We start from the raw sequence: 18,260 nt of genomic DNA on the forward strand, positions 1-18,260 counted from the left end.
CCTAGAAGAAGGCGGGGATTGTCATATTAGGCAGGCTCGAACGCCTGATATAAGGAAGAATCTTACTCCGCCTTCTTCCTTCTCAGCAACCCAAGGTAAAGGGCAATGCGAACATAGGATATATAAGGAGTAGACAGCCGGTTTTCGGGGCGGCAGCAAGATAGCATATAGGTAGTGATAATCCACACTTATCGATACCTATTGCACAACGACTAAGGCCGCCACTTGTCGTGCCATTGGCATCATAAGTAACAATTATGATGTCTAAACTTGGCACTGGCTTAGGTGAGCTTGGTAAGGCTGGCTAGAATATTTGTGCGTGACCTACCACACTGCTAAGCGACCTGAGGCCGGCCTCTTCGCTCGTACCAGGACTGCTCCGTGTTGCCGATTCATTTGCCGGGGTACAAGCCAGTGCTCGTTCAGCGGCAAGAACTCCGGCTAGGGGAAAACAGTGTCAAGTTTTTACTTGTAAAAACTTGACACTGTAACGTGCTTTGCACAATCAATTTCAACGCGTCCTATGCCGGAGTCTATTATGCATCGAGTCCGCCAGCAGGTGTTAGCGGCTGAGCCCGGTAATCTGCTGACCTACGAAGACCTAGTGACGGAGCCGTCAGAGTTTGGCGCGGTAGCAGCGGCCCTGAGTCGCCTAGGCCGGGAAGGGCTGGTGGTCCGCTACGCCAAAGGGCAGTACTACCGGCCACAGAACAGCCGGTTTGGCCCGCTGCCGCTGTCCGAGGGGGCCATACTACGCACCCTGACTACCCGAGAAGGAGTAGTATCAGCCTACCTCACTGGCGCCGCACTTTATAACCAGCTGGGTCTGACTACCCAGGTGCCTGTCACCATTAAAGTGACGACAGCCAAGCCGCGGCGCACCCGGCCAAAGCGGGTAGCGTTTGTGGTGCGCCCGGCGCCGGAGCGTGCCAGCGACGTGCCGTTGCTCCAGTGGCTGGAGGTACTGCGCGACCTGCGCCGCATTCCCGATGCCCGGCCCGATAAAGTCTTGGCCCAGGTGCAGAGCCACATTAAAAGCCTTGCCCTAGCAGAGCGCCGCCGCCTTGTGGGACTGGCCACTACCCTGGCTCCGCCGCGCGCCCGCGCGGTGCTCGGTGCGCTGTTGGAACTACAGGGCGATATACAGGGGGCCGCTAGACTGCGGATAACCCTCAACCCGTTCACCACCTACCGGCTCGGCCTCACCACTGCGGCCCTGCCCAACGCTCCCCGGTGGAACATCCGATGACGCTTAAGCCTGGCGCTATAAAATGGAGCGTGCAGGTTTAAGCCCTTATCAAACGTGCCCGTTGTGTCGTACCCCTCCTTAATTAAGGAGTGCGCAAGCTTTCACCCAATCCAGAAGCATCCGGCCACCGCAGGCGGTAGTTGGTGCTGCGGCCGCCGGCGCTGTCCCGGCCGAGAATGCCTTTCTCTACCAGGTCGGCGATGTCACGGCCCGCCTATCCTGGGAGCATTTGGCTATGCAGCGTGTTGGTGGATGTAAGGGGTTATTCTCCGCATAATATGCGGTAAATACGCAGGATATTCTCCGCATCCGCCATATTGCTGGTGACCAAACAGGTCTTTTAAGGTCAACAACCAGCGTAAACATTAAAACAGAGGTTGTTTTAATGTTTACTTTTTCCCTAATGGGCTCACAAAGGGCTCACCACTCCGGAGTTGGATTTGTTGGAAGCGGTTTTCCAGCACGCAGGGGCCTTTTTTAGCGAGAGGTCATGCCATAGCAATGGGCTCACAATAGGCTCACTCGGTATGGGGCTCGTTCGATTTGGGAAGAAGCCAGCGCTTGCAACAGGTTGAGGTTCCCCGATGATACCCTGTTCTACAGCCCGGCGGCAGCCCGCTGCTGCTGCTCGAAGGCCCAGTCTTCCGGGGACAAAATGGCCTGCATAAAAGCGGAATAGCCCACGTCGCGCCGCTCCAGCGCATGCCGGCGCAGGGCCAGGCTGGATTTAGCGCCCGCAAAGCCGCCTTTCTCCATGGCCTGGCGAAAACGTTCGGGCAATCCTTCCAGCCAGTGCCGATAATCCTCCTCCGTGACTTCGCCGTCGGCCAACTGCTGGTACCGATACGTGGCGTTGCCCAGGCGGAACAGCCGGGCCATCTCGGCCCGCTGGCCTTCGGGCAGCTGCTGCAAGGTTTGCAGCTGGGCCTGGTGGTGCTTGTCGAGCGGGTGGCGTGGGTGCAACAGTTCTTCCATGCTATTCAGTCAGCCCCTGCTTGGCAAAGGTGGATAAGACGTGGTTGTTTTCGTAGAGCACACCCTCCCGCTTGCCGGCGTTGAAGTTGGGCCCATCCCCGCGCAGCACCTGCCAGATGTTGGCGTAGGCTACGCGCACCGACGAGCGGGGCTGCTGGCTGCCGGGCTGGAGCAGCACCTCACACACGAAACCGTCGGTCCCGATTTGCAGATTCCACACCGTGCTCTGGTGCAGATGCAGCGTGCCGAGCATGACTGGGCCGTTCTCCGTCTCAAAGTAGGTCGTGCACACCATGAAGTGATGCTGCGGGTTGGAAAGGCCGGCGTGCACCTGGTGCAGAACGGCGGCTACATCATGCGGCTCGCGGGGCATAAGACGGTCGTTACGGCTGGTTAATAGTCCACGGGGTGGGGTAGTTCTCGCGGTGGATACGCTCGTTGTAGTACACCGACTCGGTCGGTAGAAAGGAGAGTTGCTCGTCTACTTCCTCCCCGGGCGGGATGACTTTGCGCAGCAACTGGTAGAGCTGCTCGAAAGGAATCGTGGCGCGAAAACGGTCAACCCAGGGGACCGGGACGTGCGGCTCATCGTCTTCCGGGTGGCGCACGAACTCTGTGTCGAAGGCCACGAAGTCGGGACCGATTTCAAGGTTGGCGACCTCGCCGTGGTGAAGGGAAAACACGGCCGGGTAGTGCCGGCGCCGCGGGTGATTGTCGCGGTCGTAGTAGTGCCCGCCTAGTAGGTAATACACGCTCGGGTCAGCGAGGTCCCTATCGACCTGGTGCAGCAGCTCCAGCAGAGTGGCCCAGGTGTTCTGATTTTCCATTGACGGCGCCGCAGGGGATAGCGAATGAGGATAAAATTCCAGTATGAGGCGGAAATTGGTGAATAAATTCCAATAAGAGGCGTCTGAATGCGTCAAGTAGGCTCAGCTGCGCAACTGATTGCGTGGAATTCTGAGAAGGTATGCGGTTACAGCTCAGACTCTCCTGTTTTGCTGAGTAGACCACAGGCCTCCCTAAGCAGGGAGTTGCCGTCTTGGTAAAAGTTGGTACCGGATGCTATCAATTTTGCGAGTTAAAAAGCGTAACAGCTGCCTGTTTTGCCCGTATTGGCTAGCTTTGCCTGCCAAACTGATTGCCGAGTATGCTAGCTCAGAAATCCTACGCTTTGCCTAGCGGCCCCTCGTCAGCGGCTCATTCTGCGGACTGGCTGCGCTGGGCTCACCGGCAGCCGCTGCCCATCCAGCAGCGGCCTGCCCTCTTCGTGGGCTCCTTCGCGTAACGCACCCTGACTTACTGAAATCAGCAACATGCAGCGCCCTCAAGCGGGCGGCTGGGCTGATAAGCTATTTCCTGCCCGGCCCCAATCCGTGGCTGCAGGCGGGGCGTTTTCCACCCTTTCCGTTGATATTTTCTATGGCTGCGAGTCCGTATCGCCGCTTTTCCAGCATTTGCCCTGCCATCCAAACGCTGGTCATTCGGCTCATCCAAGAAGAATTTACTCCCTTATTATCCCTTTCCGCGCACGTTTCCGAAGCTGCCTGGGCCCGTGCCGTGGCGCTGGCCGACCCCACGTTCCTGTACTGCACCGCCGCGGAGCCCGCCGTGCGCATCTGCCCGGACTCCTACTCCCAGCTGCAGGCCTTGCTGCAGCGCGAACTGACCAAAGCGGAGTAGCAACGAGCGTATACAAGAAAAGCCCGTCCAGCTATCTGGACGGGCTTTCTGATGGCTTTAGGCCATGCGACGGCGCACGGCCGTTGCCCTATTGCCCAATCACGTACACGGGCACGGCCTGGGCATCGGCGCCGCGGCCGGTTTCCTTTTTCACTTCCCGCCCGTCAAGCAAAATGGCCGCCGTGATTTCCGAGGCGGCCGTGCCCCCGTCGAGGCTGGCCAGCAAACTGAGGTGGTCGCCTTGCTTCATGGTGCGCTTGAAGCGGTAGGTGGCCGGCAGCGGGACGTTGCTTAGGGTAGTCGTGCCGCCGCTTTCGTTGTCGTAGCTGAGGTAATCGGACAATGGGGCGGTGGTGGAAGAAATCCGGTACTCCACCTGGTATTCCCTGGGGCCGGCGGGCGTCGCATCGTCCTTGGAACAGCCGGCCGCAGTAACCAGGAAGAGGCTACTGAGCAGCAGATAGGTCAGTCGTTTCATAGGTCAGAAAGGCAGAGGTTAGCGGAAGTGGTACCGCAGGCCGGCGCTGGCATAGCCCGGCCATTGGTCGATGAGGGGGGTGTTGAACAGGTAGCCCTTGGTAGTGGTGGCCACGAGCGAGAGCCGGTTGCCCAGAAAGCAGTCGACTTCAGCCCCGGCCTGCGGGCCGTAGGTGAAGCGTTGCGGCTCCTTGGCATCAGGGGCCAGCTCACCAGTGCCGTTTTCGCCGGTACGCTCGTAACCGGCGGCGGCCCCCAGCAGTAGGTGCACGTAGGCCACTTCGCCCAGGCGAAACAGCTGCGGGGCGAGCAGCACCCGGCCCACGTAGCTGGCGTATTCACCCCGGCCGCTGAGGGTGCCGGCGTCGCGCAACCCGCTGGCGCGCAGGGCCAGGCGGTTGGTGAGCATGCTGGTGTAGCTCAGCTCGTAGTAGTCTCCCTTCTCGGAGCGCCCCAGGTGGGCGCCCCAGCTGGAAATGTGTTGAACGTGGCGCTGGGCGAAGGCCGGTACGGCGCCGGCCCCCGCCAGCAGCAGGGCCACTAAGAATAGGTTTTTCATACGGGGTTAGTTGCGGGGGCGGGCCCGGTCGGCTTTGATAAGGGCGTTTTGCACCAGGATGTCGGAATAGACCATTTCGGCCGCCTGCCGCGAGGGACCGGGCTGGGCGGCTTCGGCCAGCAGCCGGTCGGCTTCCTGGCGCAGCTGCATGGCCTTAATCATGTTGTCGTTGGAGGTATTCAGGGCCACCATCCGCTCGCCTTCGGTCATGGCGTAACGGCCGGGGTTCTTCAGCGTGGCGTTCAGCTCGATGCTCTGCTGGGTCATCTCATCGGCAATCTTGTAGTAGCCGAAGGCCGTGGCAATCTTCTTTTTCTGCATCATCTCCTCGTAGGCAAACGTGGAGACGGCGGCTTCCTCGCGCTTCTGCTGGTACTGCTGGGAGCTCATGCGGTTGTTGCCCGCCGTGGCACCCGAGCCGAAGCGCGAAAACACGTCGTACACCGTGTTCAGGTCCTGCTGGGGGTTGTTGAGCTGCAGGGCCTGGCGCAGGCGCTCGGCCTTCTGGAACACGGGCATGTACTGGTTGCTCTGCCCCCGGCCGGACATGGCCAGGGCGCGGGCAAACAGCTCCTGGGGGTTGGAGAGGCGCAAATCCTGAATGCTCTGCACCTTGCGCAGGTCGGCCTGCACCTGGCGCTGCAGCTGCAGGGTCTCGTCGGTAATGTCCTTGACCTGCCCGGTGATGTCCTTGGTGACGCCAGCAATCTGCTTGGCGTCCTTGATAACCTGGTAATTTTTGACTGTTTCGGTCCACTGAGCGAGGCGCTTGGCGAAGTCGCCGATGTGCACGCCCATGTGCAGCGGGTCGTTCACCACGGCTTGCGCCGCGGCGTCAGCACGCGGAATCAGAACCAGCGCCAGGGCCACGAAGGCCGGCAAAAGCATCTTTTTCATCGTCGTATCCGGTTAGGTGAAAAGAAAAGGTTAACGGTTCGCGGCTTCCGGGCCCAGCTGGCCGGCGGCCGCGGTGGTAATCAGGATGGGGTAGCCATCGGGCAGCAGCACGTCGCGCAGCTTGGTGCGCGTCTTGGGCCGCGACAGCACCGAGGCGGCCACCCGGCCGCCCACGCCCACCACGGAATTGGCCGCCGAAGCCGAGCGGTCGATGGCCGTGCTGATTTCCTGGGTGGTTTGCTGCTGCAGCTCGTTGCCGGCCATGCCGGCTTCCCGGGCCACGCGCTTCACCGGGTCAATCATGATGCCCGGCATGTAGTTGAAGTCGTAGATGTCGGCCTGCACCCGCGTCGGACCCAGGCGGTTGACTTCGAGCGTCACGTTGTTGGTGCCCACGGTGGCCACGCCGGCAAAGACCATGTTCTTGGGGAAGGTGACCCCGGAAACCACGGCATCCTCCAGCAGGCGCAGGATGACCACCGAGCCGGTGCGCACCTTCTGCTCGCCGTTGATGACGCACTTGAAAAACACGTCGGGCGCCAGCTGCTGCTCGCGCTGGCTGCCCTGGGCCATCATCCGAGTAGCGTTGCCCACTTTCACGGTGTTGAAGCCATCCATGCCGGGCGCGCTTATTCGACTAGCCAGCAGCTGCGCGGTCTGGTTGGGGTCGCGGTAGCGCTTGCCGGTCATGCGCTCGTAGGCCGCACGGGTTTCCGGCGGCGAGGAGCCCAGCATGGCCAGCACGTCCGGGTCGGTTTCAAACGGGGTACCGTCCACGTCCCGCGCAGGCACCAAGCCGCGCCCGCTTCGACCGGTGCCCGCCCGGCGGCTACCTCCCCCGCCCGCCGTGAGGCGCCGGCGCGGTACCACCAGGGTTTGCGCCCGGTAGGAGCCCGTGGCAGGGTCCTGAATGGTGGTTTCAATCGTATCCACGTCGGCCGCAGCCAGGCGGGCGGCTTCGGCACGGCGGGCAGCAGCTTGCGCAGCAGCCTGGGCCCGGCGCCGCTTGCGTAGCGCTAGGCCAGTGGTATCAACGGCAAATACATCCACGACATCCTGGTCCGTGGCCCGGGCCGGGGCGCTTTGAGCGTCCTGTTCGGCGCGGCGCTGGGCTTCTATCTGGGCCGAAGGCGAAGCAGCCGGTGCCGGCGGGGCCGTTTCCACAGAAGGGATTTCGGGCTCGATGTTGGCCGAGGCCGCCGCGACGGGCTCGCGCTCCTGCTGGGCGGCTTCTTTAGCCGATTTAAGCCACAAAAACAGGCCGCCGATAATGAGCACCAGCAGCAGACCAGCAAAGGCCATCCAGTTGGAGCGCAGGACTTCCGTAGGGGTACGCTTGACGGGCGCGGTAGCCGGAGCGGACTGCTCATTTTCGGGGCGGGCAACCGGGGCTACGGGTTGGGTAGGGGGAATGATGGGTTCCATAGAAACAGGCGAGCAGCGTTAAATGGTGGACGCACGGTTAATCACGCGGGAGGGCACGGGCAGCACCAGCACGCGGGCGCCGTTGAGTTCGCGCAGGGTCACTTCCAGGTAGCCGCGCTCGGTGGCCGCGTACAGCGGGATGGCGTAGGTCAGGTAGCCCGTGGTGCGGCCGGTAATGACTTGGTTGGCCCCCCCGCCGGAAGGGGCCAGCGGGCGCCGGGCCTCGTTTTTTTTGCGGGCCAGAAACTTCTTCTGCGCGTTTTCCACCAGCTGGAAGTCGGTGAAGTCCACGTTGTAGTCGATGTTGGTCTTGTTGATGACCTTGAAGCGCAGGTAGGTGAAATCCTTGTCGTTGCGCACGTTGGCCAGCGAGAGCACCAAATCGTTGTCGACCACGGCCACGGCCTGGTGCTCCTCGCGGGCTTTGCGCAGCGTCTGGAGCTTGCCCTCGACGACGGCTTTCTTTTCCCGCTCCTTGTCCAGGGCCAGTTCGTTTTCCGGCGCGGCGCCCGTGGAGGGGGCGCTTTTGCCGTTGATGCTCAGCGCGCCGTCTTTTTGAAAATCGTAGAGCTGCAGCACCGGGCGGTTCACGTACACGAGCCGGCCCATCCAGTACTTCGAGCCGTAGCGAATCAGCATGGGCGTAGGCGGCGCGTGCTTACGCTTGGCCCGCACAAACACGGCGTTGGCCTCAATCTTGACCAGGTAGTTACCTGCCATGTCCACGTCGACCAGCGACACCGGCCCGCCGAAAACCAGGTAGGTAGTGGAGGAGTCGGACACGGCCACGTCCAGCAGGTTATCGGCTGCCACCACAGCAGCGGCCGGGGAGGTAGAGCTTTGCGCGGCTGCCGGCGCAGGCTGAAAAAACAGGGAAAGCAGGCCCAAAAGGGCTGTAAGCGTGTAAAGGCGCATCGGTGAAAGGGATAAAAGGTTAGTTAGCCGGAGTGGTGGGTGCCGGGATTGGGGCGGGGGCAGCCGGCGCCGTGGGCGCGCCGGCCGGGGCTAGGCCGCGCTCAGCTTCCTGCAGGCGGCGCTGGCGGTCAGCTTCCTGAGCCTGCAGCAGCTCCTGCTCTTCCCGCGTCAGCTGCGGCGCGTAGGGGATGTAGTCGAAGTTGGTGATGAGCAGCCCGTAGGGGTTGGCGTCCGAGCGGTTGGTTTCCACCAGGTTGAACTTGGCGGCCAGCGGCAGGGGCTCCTTCTGCTGGCCCCCGATGAAAATGCGCTGCTTGATGTAGACCGAGCCCGACCAGGGGCGCTTGCTCATGTCCACGAGCACACTGTCCACGGTTACCACGTTGCGGGCAGCGTAGCGCTCGTAGTTCTGCAGCACCTGCCCGCGGGTGAAGCCCTCGTAAATGCGCCGGCCGCCGCGCCCCTCAATCAGGGGCAGGGCGGCGTCCAGGTTGGCCTTGTAGGTGTATTGGTCGTGGCCGAACATGGTTTGCATGAACTGGCGCACCAGGTTGCGGGCCTCGTAGGGCGTGTGGGCGTCGTTGCCGGCCGAGAGGGCCGCCACCGAGCCGGTTTGCGAGACGACGTACACGCGTCGGCCGCTGTTTTCGTAGGCCCGGTACACGAGAAAGCCCGAGGCCAGGGCCACGAGCAGCAGGGCCAGCACGCTGCCCAGCGCCAGGTTGCGCATGGTGGAGAAAGAGGTACTTAAGTCTTTGGCGGAATCCATTGATTGAAAGTCTGGTTGAGGTAAATGGTGCGTTTTCTCCCAACCGCCCCTACTGGCTGATGGGCAGCAATACCTTTTTGAAGGAGTCATCGAACCCGCCGGCCCGGCCGCGGTAGGGGTAGACCACCAGGGCGGGCTGCTTCTGCTCGTTCTGGCCCAGAAAGGCGTAGAGCGTGCCGCGCACGGTCAGCGGCTTGCGGGGTGCGATGGGCGTGACCGAGTACCGCTCCCGGCCGGGCACATTCAGGTTGAGGCCCCCGACCCGGAAGGAGGACAGGGTGTCCCGGCCGTTGGGCGAGTAGAGCGGCATAGTGGCCGGCACCTTCTGGCGACCGAAGCCCTGGGGTATCCACTGCAGCACGGCCTCGTAGGAAATGCGGTAGCCCGGCGCCTCTTTTCTGGTGTCGGCTCGGTCCGGGTCCGATTGCCACATAGCCGGCAGCCGCAACTGCATGGGCTCGGCTTTGAGGGCCTTGGCGGAAACGACCTGCAGGTAGCCCTCGCGGGGCGTCTGCTCGGCTACGCCAGGCTTGAGGTCCACTGACGTAAGGGGCAGTGAAGCAGGAAGGTTTGTTGCCGGCTTTGTGGCGGCGGCCGTTTCTTGAATAGTTGCTGTTTCCGGCGGCGTGGGGTTGGATTGACAAGCTGCAGTCAGACCCAGCGTAAAGCCCGTGGCGACTAATAAGGGAAGGTTCTTCATGAATAGGGAGTCAGAGGAATGGGTTATTTGGTCCAGATGCCCGAGGCCCGCTGGCGGTAGGAAGGGTTCAGGGCTTCCGACATGGTGATGGTGGGCAGGCCCGAGGAAGCCGAGGACGAAGCGGATTCACTGGCTTCACTGCTGCCGGCGCTACCTCCTCCCCCAACCGATGAGCTGTGACCACCTCCCCCGCCGCGGCTGCCACCATTGCCCATCGCCCGGCCTACGGCACTCGACAGGCCCCCGCCGCCGGGCGAGGCCACGCCGGCGACAGCGGTAGCGGCGCCCACGGCCGACCCGACCATGGAGCCCACGAAGCCCTGCACGGCGGAGGAGCCGATGAACATCGACGTGAGGTAGGGTACCATCACGTAGAGCAGTACGAAGGCCACGGACATGACCATGAATTTCTCGTCGTCCACCGACTGCTGCGGGCCGTTGGTCAGGCCGCTGAACAGGCCGTTGGGCGCCTGGGCCGTCTCGGCATAGAAGCCGTAGATGGTGTCGAGTAGCACGAACGTGAGCCCCCAGAGCTGCACGGCCAGGAAGTTCTGCAGCCACTTCATGGCCAGCTGCCCGAAGGCCGGAATCACCGACAGCGTCATGGCAATCGGCCCGCACACGTACAGAAAGCCCAGAATGAACTGCTGGATGAACTGCATGATGTGGCGGATAATGAGCACGGCAGTGGCCGTAAACAGCCGCGTCAGAATGCCCGAGAGCGTGAACGAGCTCAGGGTCTGGGAAATGCTGGTCATCAGCGAGCTGGCGCCCGCCACGATGTCGCCAATGCCCATGGAGTCGTTGCGGGCCGCGGCCGCTACCGACGCCGGCGTGGTCAGGTCGCGAATGGCTTCAGCCGCTGACTTGTCGGTGGAGAACATGGCCGTGAAAGCGGCCAGCCCCGCTCCCAGCGTGTCCATCAGCGTCTGGTAGAAGAAGAGCAGGAAGAATATCCAGGTGGCCTTAATGATGGGCCCCCAGTCCATAGCCAGGCCGCTGCCGGAGATAAAGCCGCGCCCGATGGTGTAGAGCAGCGCAATGCCCATCAGCGAGGGCGTGATGAAGCGGCAGGCGGTGAGCACTACCTGCAGGGTCTGGTCGCAGGCCCGCAGAAAGCCCGGGTCGATGCCGTAGGCAACCATGGCCAGCATACTCATTGCGCCAAAGACCCTTTGCGGGCCTGCTTATCTTCCACAAACTGGTCGACGGCGTAGTCCAGGCGCTGCACGCGCACCGGCTCGTACTCCATCTGCCCCTCCGCGTTCAGCAGTACATGGCCGTTTTTATCCGTCCGGGGCCGCTGCTGGGTCTGCTGGTAGAACTTCACCAGCTTGTTGAGGTGGTTGCGCTCCACGGGCTTGGAGGTCAGGATGGCATCGAGCTGGGGGGAGGCCTCCAGGGCGAAGACCTTGCCCTTGGCGCCTTGCTTGATGAAAAACTCGCGCAGCGCCTCGGTCGAGCGCACCGACTTAATCAAATCCATCTCGTGACCGGTCAGGCCGAGCGGGGCCTGCAGCTGCGCCAGCGAGTCGGGGTTGACGTGGCGCAGGATAATCTTGGTGGCCGAGTTGTTGATGATGGCCGGCCCGATTTTGCTGCCGGTAATCTCGGTGATGCCCTGGGTGATGATGGTCACCGAGCCGTTGGTTTTGCGGATGGTGCGGTACATCGACTCGATGAATTCCGACAGCACGCCCGAGAGCATGGTCCAGGCCTCGTCCAGGGCAATGTACTTGATGTCGTCGGGGAATTTGCGGAACAGGTCCAGGCTCAGCTCAGTGATGAGCATGGCCACCACCGGGTACAGGTCCGGGTCGGCCTGCACCTTGGCCAGGTCAAAGCAGATGAGCCGGTACTCGCTCAAATCCACGTCGCGCTTGGCGTTGAGCACCCGCTCGTAGCGGCCGCCGGTGATGTACTGGCCCAGCACCAGGAAAAACTGGTGCATGTCGATGTACTTCAGGTTTTTCTGGTACTGACGGCGGGCCCCGTCCAGCGGGTCGGGCTCCACGCCGTCGCCGGGCTGGGCCACGGGCTTCTGCATTTCCTGGTCGTACTGCTCAACGAAGCGGTAGAAGCTTTCCATGCCGGGAAATTCCTCGTCTTTCTGGTTCAGGCGCGGGCTCTCGTTCAGGCAGGCGTAGTACTCAATCAGAAAGCGCGAGAGGATGGTACGCTCGGACTTGTCGAGCGCCGTGTCCTTGCCGCCCTTCCAGAGCGCGGCGAGCAAAGCCAGGTGAAAGTTGGTTTTTTCGTCGTTGTAGAGCCACTTGCCCGCCGCGTCGCGCGGCACCACGAAGGGGTTGAACTCAATGGGCCGCTGCGGGTCGTACTCGAAGTAGGTATTGTCGAAATCCTCGCCGTTAAGCGACTGCAGCACGTTGCGGTAGGTGCCGCCCACGTCCATGATAATCTGGCGGGCGCCCTTCTCGAAGCGCTGCACAATCAAGTTGCCGAAGGTGTAGCTCTTCCCCGAGCCCGAAGGGCCGATGACAATGGCATTCTGGTTGTCCAGAGCTGTGTTGAACAGGTTTACCTGCACTAGGTTGCGGAACCGGTCGGTCAGGTACTCCCCCACCGGGTCGGTTTTGTAGGTGGCCGTCCAGTGGGTATAGCAGGCGCCGCGGTCGGCGGTGCTCGTCAGCCAGCGGTCCGGCACCTGCCAGGCGTTGCCGGGCAGCAGGCCGAAGAATACGGGCAGGGCCAGGTAGCTTTCCACCACGCTTTCCGTGCCGAACATGTAGCGAAAGGCGGCCGTGGCCCGCTCCACGTTCTCGCGCCGGCTGGTATCGTTCGTGTCCCAGAGCACGCACGAGAGGTGCAGGCCCACAATCTGCTTGTTCTCGGCTCGCACCTCGGCGGTGAACTCCTCGACTTCAGCCGCCCGCAGGTGGTTGTCCTGCGTGGCCAGAAACGAGAGCGAGGCGTTGAGCTTGCGGTCGGTATCCAGCGAGCTGAGCTCGGCGCGGGTATCCTGAATCAGCAGCGCCTGGGTGAGCACGTGCGGGCACTGCAGGATGTGAGTAAGCGGGTAGAGCATCGGGGCGGTTACCCCGTAGCTGTTGCGCACGGCCGGGTAGGCGTCGGAGCCCTGACCCACCATCGACAGGACATTTACCTTGTGCTCGCCCACGCTGAAGGTGCCCAGGTCGTTGCCGATTTCGCGCTCCTGCCGGGTGGGCTGGCCGTCGAAGTTGAGGTTGAAGTACTGCAGGTAGAGCTGGTGAATCTCTTCGCTTTGCAGCCGCTCGAAGGTCACGCCGCCCAGGTTCTTGAGGCCCTGAATGAATTCGACGGCGCCGCTCTCGGCCACTTCGAGCGTGTGCACCAGCTGGGCAAAGGGGTTCTTAAGCACGGCCTCGCCGGCGCGGGCCACCAGCGCATTCACGGCGTTGGTCTTGGGCGACTTGACGGCCACCGGCGCAAACGAGAGGAACAGGTAGGACTTCTGGAACAGCACGAGCCGCTCGAAGAAGTGCTTGTTCATCTTGTTCTCGAAGTAGGTCTGCTGGGTTTTGTCCTCGCGGTAGGGCCGGTCGTAGTAGACATCGGTTTTCTGCACGATGGTGCCCACCGGCAGGGGGCGCAGCACGCCCACCAGTGCGGTCTGGAAGGCGTCGTAGTCGTCCGAGGTCCAGCTTTCCATCTCGGCGGGCTCCACGCGGAAGCCCACCGCGACGCGGCCGTCCTTGAAGACCACCTTGTCGCCCTCGAAGCTGTGCACGGGCATCACGGCCTTAAACGCGGCCGTTTTGGGCTTTTTGGTCATGGGTGGAAGGAGTGGGAAGGGGCCCCACCGCCAAGCGGCGGGGCTGGATGAAGGTGAAGGAGAGCCAGCCCATCAGAAAGCCGGGCGCCTGCCGCTTGCTCAGGTAGCGCAGGCCCAGAATCAGGCCCAGCTCGACGAGGATAACGAGCAGGTACACCAGGCGCGGAATCCTGACGGCCATGCCCAGGAAGCCCAGCAGCAGCACCGAGCCGATGAACAGGCCGACCATGATGCCCAGGTCCTGGATGTTCATGCCCAGCACCTGCGCGGGCCGCTCGATGGATTTGTAGGAGCGCATGGCGAGCTTAGCGTACGCCTCCGTCGCCACCGCCCACGGCGCTGACCAAATCGTCCTTGAAGAGCTGGAAGCCGAACCAGAGAATCACGCCGCCTACCAGCCAGCCCAGGGAGCCCAGCGCATCCGGGGCGCCCTGCACGAACTTCATCACCACCCGAATCAGGCCCACGATGAGCACGATGGCGAAAATGACCTGCACGATGCCCACCACGGTTTCCTGCACGCCTTCGAGCGCGGCCGCGGCGCCCCCGCCGCCCAGTTGGGCGCGGGCCGGGCTCGTGGCTAGAGCCAGGGTGGTCAGCAGCGCCGCCACGCGCTGCTCGGCGCGGGAAGGTTGGTAGGTCTGGCCGGCCGCGGCCAGGGTGTGCAGGGTTTCAGTGGCCGTTGCGGCGTGGGTACGGGCCCGGGAAAAGAAATGGGTTAGCATAGAAAAGGGTAATAGGTGGAAACAGGGTGCTTATCTCCCCGAAAAGCAGGTGTGGTCGTTAGGAAGGTTTGGTCGTGGGAATGGGGCTGCCGGCACCGGGAAACAGGTCGCTCAGGGCGGCACGCTGGGCCGCGGCATCCGCGCTCATGCGGGCGCGGCGCTGCTGGCGCAGGGCGATTTCGGCGGCGCGGTTGGCCTGGTCGTTGGCCGTCGGGGCCGGCGCGGTGAGGGGATTGTGGAAGAGGGCCTCGGCCGGTTCCTCGTCCGCTTCCGCTGTTGGCTCTAGAGTTGGCGCGAGGGGCGTGGCAGCACCTTCCTGCGCATCGAGCAGGGATGCCAACGCGCCGGCTGCGTGGCGAATGGAGGACGGGCGGGGGGCATCTTCTGCGGGCACATCCTGCGTGGCTTCTTCCGGCTCTTCCAAAAGCGGTTCCGAGTTGTCGACCACAACTGCTGCTTCCGCTTCTTCGGCAGATTGCACAGATTCTGGAACGGCCAGGTCTTCTTTGGGAAGCAGACGGGCCAGGGCTTCTCCGACGTCGGTGGTAGCAGCTTTCTCGGCGGCTTGGGCGGCCGCGGCAGTTTCGTAGTGGAAGGTGCGCAGCGAATGGTGGTTCCGGGTCGACAGCGCGGCCACTGGCGCAACGGGCTTGCCGGGGCCCTTGAAGCGCCACCACAGCAGCGCCGCCAGGGCGCCCAGGGCCAGTATCACCGCCAATAAGAGTATTCCGGAACGCATACCGGCCCCTTACGGCAGGAAGCGCGATAGTGTTAGTAAAAAGTTAGTTAAAACTTAAAAAATACTTGGCCGTATGTAGCGCCTACCAGCGAAGCAGCAGCCTGCCGGTTTCGGCGACGAGGCCGGTGGGAGGTAGAAGATTTGAGTTTTTCCCCGATGGCGTTGCGGCTTCTAAGCCCGATATGCGTCCTTTGGGGTATCGCTCCGATACTTCACTCTCACTGCCCCCAGCAGTGTGCCCTTCTTCGCATGGTACCATCCGACCACGTTTCCGCCCCGCTGGGGTTTCCTGACCTAAGCCTGTCCGCGCCCTACAGCGAGTGCCTGCGCTACGTTCAGTTTCGTCTTAAGGCCCTTCCCCAGGGCGAGTTAACCGCTTTTTGTGCCCAGCATGGCCTGACTTATACCAACGTCGTCAACCTGAAGAACGGCAAGCTCAAGCGCGACGAGCCGCGCCTCGTGCAACGGGTGCTGCGCGCGCTGGGCGTGCCCACGGAAATCGTGCGCATCGACATCGGCAGCGGCGCCAACCAGTACGTGTTCGGCAGTAGCGAGCTACTAGCACAATTCCGCGAGCAGCTGGCCTTCTTCGACGCGGCCGCGCAGCGGGCCGCTAGTTCGCCGTCCACCCCCTAACCCCGGATAGCTTTCCTGCTTGGGGCCCGGCCGCCGGGTGCTGGCAAGGAGATGGAGCTGTCCGGCTCCACTTCCCCAGCCCACCCCATGAACGCACCCCGGGAAAACGACCCCACCGAACTCGACCGCTTCAAGCGCGACATTGACCTGGTTGACTACGCCCAGCGCCAAGGCTACACCATCAAGAAGGAAAGCCGCCGCGGCGACTGGCACCACCTGGTCAAGGACGACGAGCACGTCATCGTCACCCGCAAGGGCGACCACCAGGTGTACCTGAACACCGGCGACGACCGCGACGCGGGCTCCATCATCGACTTTGCCAAGACCCGGGGCGGCGACGGCCACGGCCTCAACCTGGGCCAGGTGCGCCAGCAGCTGCGCGAGTACCTCGACGGCGCACCGGCCCCGGCCCGTCAGTATCCTACTCAGTACGCCACCCCACCCGACTCCGCGCGGCTGAATGGCCTGCCCGTGGGCGACCCGGAGCAGGCCCGGCAGGCCGAGGAAGAGCGACGCACGCGGCTGATTTCCGAGGTGCTGGGCGTCAAGAAAGAACTCACCGACCGCAGCTACCTGCACGGGCGCGGCATTACCGATGCCACACTCGAAAGCCCCGCCTTCCAGGGACGCATCTTCACGGCGCAGCAGAACGAGCACAAGAACACGGCCTTCCCGCTTTACAACGAGCACGGGCTGGCCAGCGTGGAGCAGAAGAACGAGCACTACAAAAGCCTGCTGCCGCTGCCCAAAAACGGAATCTGGGTGTCGCACCCCACCGCCGGCAAGGACACGCCGGTCGAGCGCGTGGTGGTGAGCGAGTCAGCCATCGACTCGCTGTCCCACTTCCAGCTCAGGCACGGGCAGGACCCCAAGAACACGCTCTACATTGCCACCAGCGGCACGCCCACCGAGGCCCAGGTAGCCCTGATTCAGCGGGTCATTGACAAGCAGCAGCCTCAGGAGGTCGTATTGGCCAATGACCGCGACGCCGGCGGCCGGCAGTTCAACATCAATTACCTCAACGAACTGCAGCCGGCCCGCCCCTTGGTGCCCGTGGCCGAGCAGGAAGCCTACCGCGAGGCCTCCCGGCCGGTCGAGTGGCACGCCACCAGCGACAAGTACCACACCAGCCTGAAGGTGACGTTTCACCACGACTCGGCCGAGCAGGGTGCCGGCCAGGTGCAGCAACTCAGCGAGCGGGTGGAAAAAATCAACCAGACGCAGCAGGACGGCCCCTCGCTCGCGGTAGAAATACAGCGCAGCACCGAGCAGGCCACCATCGTGCGCCTGACCGTGGCCCGCGCCGACACGGCCCAGCTGGAGGTGGTGGCCCAGGAGCTCTACCGGCAGCGCGAGCAGCTGCGGCCCGCGGCCGAGCGCCAACAGGAGGCCTTTCTGCGGGTGGACTACCCGCTGGCCAAGGACTTCAACAAGGAGCTGGAGTACACGGCGCAAGGGCTGAGCGCGGAGCAGATTCGCGCGGCGGCCCAGCGCGAGGAGCAGCAGCAGGAATCGGAGCGCCAGCAGCGGCTGGCCGAAGCCCAGCGCCAGGAGCGGGAGCAGCGGGAGGCTGAGCGCCAGGCCCGTCGCGAGCAGGAGAGCAGCCCGGAAGCGCAGCAGGGGCGGGAACAGGACGACAAACACTTTCAGACTGTCCTGGGGGCCACTGCGGCAGAAGCTGAGCAGCGCCCCGCCCGCTCTTACCGCAGCGAGCAGGAAGCGGCGGAGCACACCGCGCAGTTTGTGCACGCCAAAGACGCCGGCTTGGTGCTGCTGAAAGAGTATATCCACGACAACCCCCCGCCGGCGGGCCGCAAAGTCGACGAAGCCGAGCGGGAGGACTTACGCGAGAGGGCCCGCTACGCGGAGGCCGCCGCGGGCGTCAGCTTGCCCACGGCTTCGCCTACTGAGGCCAAAACAGCGACTTGGACAGTGGATGAGTTGGAACCCAATACGACCGGACGGGCGGAGGCCTGGAAAGCCATTCTGGATAATTCCGGCTATTCCATGCAAACCAGCCAGGTGCGCAGCACCGTGGATGAGCAAGGCATCCGCCGGGCGGAATTCGACATGACCTACCGCAACGACCAGCCCGACATTGCCATCATCCACGCCATCGTAACCAACACCAATGCCCGCGCCGCGGCCGGAAAGGCGCAGTATGCGGGCGTTAGCGTCATGGAGCCCGAGGCGGACCGCGCGGCCCGGCAACTGGCGGCTGAAGCCGCGGCCATCCAGCCCCACAACCGGGACCGTAGCTTGGACGTGGCCGTTAAGCCCGGTGTCGAGGCCACCACGGGTGACATGCCCGCGGCGGGGCCCAGTGCCCCGGGCAGCGAGAAGCTGGTAATCATCCGGGTGGACGAGCCGGCCAGCTCCCCCGGTGAGCGGGGCCAGGCCGAGGCCGTGCAGGCAGCCCTCACCGCCAGCGGCGCGAAAGCCGGCGAAGTGCAAAGCACCGTGGATGCGGAAGGCATTCGGCACTCGGAAATGAAGGTGTCGTACCGCACCGACCAGCCCGAAATAGCCCAGGTGAGTCAGGCACTCGATGCCGCGGGCCGGCAGGTAGGCAACCACGTAGTCGAGCACGGCAGCGACCGGGCTGAGCGGCAGGCGGCAGCCCGGCACAGCCAGGTGAGCCAAGAGGTTGCTCCGCAGCTGGAGCGATGACGCAAAGCCCGGCGGTAGGGCTGGAAATCTTACAAGCAAATTGGTCGGAAGGTATACAAACCAGTGGCAGTA

General features: G+C 63.3%; 19 protein-coding genes. 4 read left to right on the forward strand and 15 right to left on the reverse strand.

Annotated features, from left to right (window positions below; genetic code table 11):
• Positions 1-538 precede the first annotated feature (538 nt).
• Positions 539-1,249: a DUF6088 family protein gene (locus FY528_RS20535; RefSeq protein ID WP_149072893.1), complete on the forward strand. Its 711-nt coding sequence runs from the start codon at positions 539-541 to the stop codon at positions 1,247-1,249.
• Between the two features lie 597 nt (positions 1,250-1,846).
• Here the strand turns inward: FY528_RS20535 and FY528_RS20545 are convergent.
• The 3 genes from FY528_RS20545 to FY528_RS20555 are packed head-to-tail and all read right to left on the reverse strand — an operon-like array spanning position 1,847 to position 3,051.
• A complete protein-coding gene (locus tag FY528_RS20545; protein ID WP_129919087.1) occupies positions 1,847-2,224 on the reverse strand; it encodes a hypothetical protein in 378 nt (125 codons plus the stop codon).
• A gap of 1 nt (position 2,225) precedes the next feature.
• Positions 2,226-2,597, reverse strand: a complete 372-nt coding sequence (locus tag FY528_RS20550; protein WP_149072894.1) for a hypothetical protein — start codon at positions 2,595-2,597, stop codon at positions 2,226-2,228.
• A gap of 10 nt (positions 2,598-2,607) precedes the next feature.
• A complete protein-coding gene (locus FY528_RS20555; protein ID WP_149072895.1) occupies positions 2,608-3,051 on the reverse strand; it encodes a hypothetical protein in 444 nt (147 codons plus the stop codon).
• Between the two features lie 592 nt (positions 3,052-3,643).
• Between FY528_RS20555 and FY528_RS20560 the strand changes: the two genes are divergently transcribed.
• Positions 3,644-3,904, forward strand: a complete 261-nt coding sequence (locus FY528_RS20560; RefSeq protein ID WP_149072896.1) for a hypothetical protein — start codon at positions 3,644-3,646, stop codon at positions 3,902-3,904.
• 88 nt (positions 3,905-3,992) lie between these two features.
• On the opposite strand, the gene FY528_RS20565 is transcribed toward FY528_RS20560, so the two are convergent.
• The 12 genes from FY528_RS20565 to FY528_RS20620 form a co-directional block, all read right to left on the reverse strand.
• Entirely contained in the window at positions 3,993-4,382 is a 390-nt protein-coding gene (locus FY528_RS20565; protein ID WP_129919084.1) for a hypothetical protein, read from the reverse strand.
• Between the two features lie 18 nt (positions 4,383-4,400).
• Entirely contained in the window at positions 4,401-4,940 is a 540-nt protein-coding gene (locus FY528_RS20570) for a hypothetical protein (RefSeq protein WP_149072897.1), read from the reverse strand.
• Positions 4,941-4,946: 6 nt separating this feature from the next.
• Positions 4,947-5,837, reverse strand: a complete 891-nt coding sequence (locus FY528_RS20575) for a hypothetical protein (RefSeq protein WP_149072898.1) — start codon at positions 5,835-5,837, stop codon at positions 4,947-4,949.
• 30 nt (positions 5,838-5,867) lie between these two features.
• Positions 5,868-7,262 carry a conjugative transposon protein TraM gene (traM, locus tag FY528_RS20580; protein WP_149072899.1) on the reverse strand — a complete coding sequence of 465 codons (1,395 nt, stop codon included), beginning with the start codon at positions 7,260-7,262 and terminating at the stop codon, positions 5,868-5,870.
• Between the two features lie 18 nt (positions 7,263-7,280).
• Positions 7,281-8,177: a DUF4138 domain-containing protein gene (locus tag FY528_RS20585; protein ID WP_149072900.1), complete on the reverse strand. Its 897-nt coding sequence runs from the start codon at positions 8,175-8,177 to the stop codon at positions 7,281-7,283.
• A 19-nt stretch (positions 8,178-8,196) separates the two neighbouring features.
• The gene (locus tag FY528_RS20590; RefSeq protein ID WP_129919193.1) at positions 8,197-8,946 is read right to left on the reverse strand and encodes a conjugal transfer protein TraK; all 750 of its coding nucleotides are present in this window, start codon (positions 8,944-8,946) and stop codon (positions 8,197-8,199) included.
• A gap of 49 nt (positions 8,947-8,995) precedes the next feature.
• Positions 8,996-9,487 (reverse strand): hypothetical protein, encoded by a 492-nt coding sequence (locus tag FY528_RS20595; RefSeq protein ID WP_129919192.1) that lies wholly within the window; start codon positions 9,485-9,487, stop codon positions 8,996-8,998.
• 182 nt (positions 9,488-9,669) lie between these two features.
• Positions 9,670-10,800, reverse strand: a complete 1,131-nt coding sequence (locus FY528_RS20600; RefSeq protein WP_165370364.1) for a conjugal transfer protein TraG N-terminal domain-containing protein — start codon at positions 10,798-10,800, stop codon at positions 9,670-9,672.
• Between the two features lie 2 nt (positions 10,801-10,802).
• Complete coding sequence (locus tag FY528_RS20605) at positions 10,803-13,418, reverse strand: TraG/VirB4 family ATPase (RefSeq protein ID WP_129919190.1); 2,616 nt, start codon at positions 13,416-13,418, stop codon at positions 10,803-10,805.
• Complete coding sequence (locus tag FY528_RS20610) at positions 13,387-13,716, reverse strand: hypothetical protein (RefSeq protein ID WP_129919189.1); 330 nt, start codon at positions 13,714-13,716, stop codon at positions 13,387-13,389. Before FY528_RS20610 ends, FY528_RS20605 begins: the two co-directional genes overlap by 32 nt.
• A gap of 7 nt (positions 13,717-13,723) precedes the next feature.
• Entirely contained in the window at positions 13,724-14,143 is a 420-nt protein-coding gene (locus FY528_RS20615) for a hypothetical protein (RefSeq protein ID WP_149072901.1), read from the reverse strand.
• A 58-nt stretch (positions 14,144-14,201) separates the two neighbouring features.
• Positions 14,202-14,882, reverse strand: coding sequence for a hypothetical protein (locus FY528_RS20620; RefSeq protein WP_149072902.1), 681 nt, complete (start codon positions 14,880-14,882; stop codon positions 14,202-14,204).
• 249 nt (positions 14,883-15,131) lie between these two features.
• Between FY528_RS20620 and FY528_RS20625 the strand changes: the two genes are divergently transcribed.
• Complete coding sequence (locus tag FY528_RS20625; protein WP_149072903.1) at positions 15,132-15,518, forward strand: hypothetical protein; 387 nt, start codon at positions 15,132-15,134, stop codon at positions 15,516-15,518.
• An 87-nt stretch (positions 15,519-15,605) separates the two neighbouring features.
• Positions 15,606-18,188, forward strand: a complete 2,583-nt coding sequence (locus FY528_RS20630) for a toprim domain-containing protein (protein WP_187632225.1) — start codon at positions 15,606-15,608, stop codon at positions 18,186-18,188.
• Positions 18,189-18,260 lie beyond the last annotated feature (72 nt).

The sequence above is a fragment of the Hymenobacter lutimineralis genome, from assembly GCF_008271285.1.
GTDB classification, from domain to species: Bacteria; Bacteroidota; Bacteroidia; order Cytophagales; family Hymenobacteraceae; genus Hymenobacter; species Hymenobacter lutimineralis.

Coding starts and splice junctions, on each gene's coding strand:
- FY528_RS20535 (WP_149072893.1), top strand. CDS start 539: ATGCATCGAGTCCGCCAGCAGGTGTTAGCGGCTGAGCCCGGTAATCTG.
- FY528_RS20545 (WP_129919087.1), bottom strand. CDS start 2,224: ATGGAAGAACTGTTGCACCCACGCCACCCGCTCGACAAGCACCACCAG.
- FY528_RS20550 (WP_149072894.1), bottom strand. CDS start 2,597: ATGCCCCGCGAGCCGCATGATGTAGCCGCCGTTCTGCACCAGGTGCAC.
- FY528_RS20555 (WP_149072895.1), bottom strand. CDS start 3,051: ATGGAAAATCAGAACACCTGGGCCACTCTGCTGGAGCTGCTGCACCAG.
- FY528_RS20560 (WP_149072896.1), top strand. CDS start 3,644: ATGGCTGCGAGTCCGTATCGCCGCTTTTCCAGCATTTGCCCTGCCATC.
- FY528_RS20565 (WP_129919084.1), bottom strand. CDS start 4,382: ATGAAACGACTGACCTATCTGCTGCTCAGTAGCCTCTTCCTGGTTACT.
- FY528_RS20570 (WP_149072897.1), bottom strand. CDS start 4,940: ATGAAAAACCTATTCTTAGTGGCCCTGCTGCTGGCGGGGGCCGGCGCC.
- FY528_RS20575 (WP_149072898.1), bottom strand. CDS start 5,837: ATGAAAAAGATGCTTTTGCCGGCCTTCGTGGCCCTGGCGCTGGTTCTG.
- traM (WP_149072899.1), bottom strand. CDS start 7,262: ATGGAACCCATCATTCCCCCTACCCAACCCGTAGCCCCGGTTGCCCGC.
- FY528_RS20585 (WP_149072900.1), bottom strand. CDS start 8,177: ATGCGCCTTTACACGCTTACAGCCCTTTTGGGCCTGCTTTCCCTGTTT.
- FY528_RS20590 (WP_129919193.1), bottom strand. CDS start 8,946: ATGGATTCCGCCAAAGACTTAAGTACCTCTTTCTCCACCATGCGCAAC.
- FY528_RS20600 (WP_165370364.1), bottom strand. CDS start 10,800: ATGCTGGCCATGGTTGCCTACGGCATCGACCCGGGCTTTCTGCGGGCC.
- FY528_RS20605 (WP_129919190.1), bottom strand. CDS start 13,418: ATGACCAAAAAGCCCAAAACGGCCGCGTTTAAGGCCGTGATGCCCGTG.
- FY528_RS20610 (WP_129919189.1), bottom strand. CDS start 13,716: ATGCGCTCCTACAAATCCATCGAGCGGCCCGCGCAGGTGCTGGGCATG.
- FY528_RS20615 (WP_149072901.1), bottom strand. CDS start 14,143: ATGCTAACCCATTTCTTTTCCCGGGCCCGTACCCACGCCGCAACGGCC.
- FY528_RS20620 (WP_149072902.1), bottom strand. CDS start 14,882: ATGCGTTCCGGAATACTCTTATTGGCGGTGATACTGGCCCTGGGCGCC.
- FY528_RS20625 (WP_149072903.1), top strand. CDS start 15,132: ATGGTACCATCCGACCACGTTTCCGCCCCGCTGGGGTTTCCTGACCTA.
- FY528_RS20630 (WP_187632225.1), top strand. CDS start 15,606: ATGAACGCACCCCGGGAAAACGACCCCACCGAACTCGACCGCTTCAAG.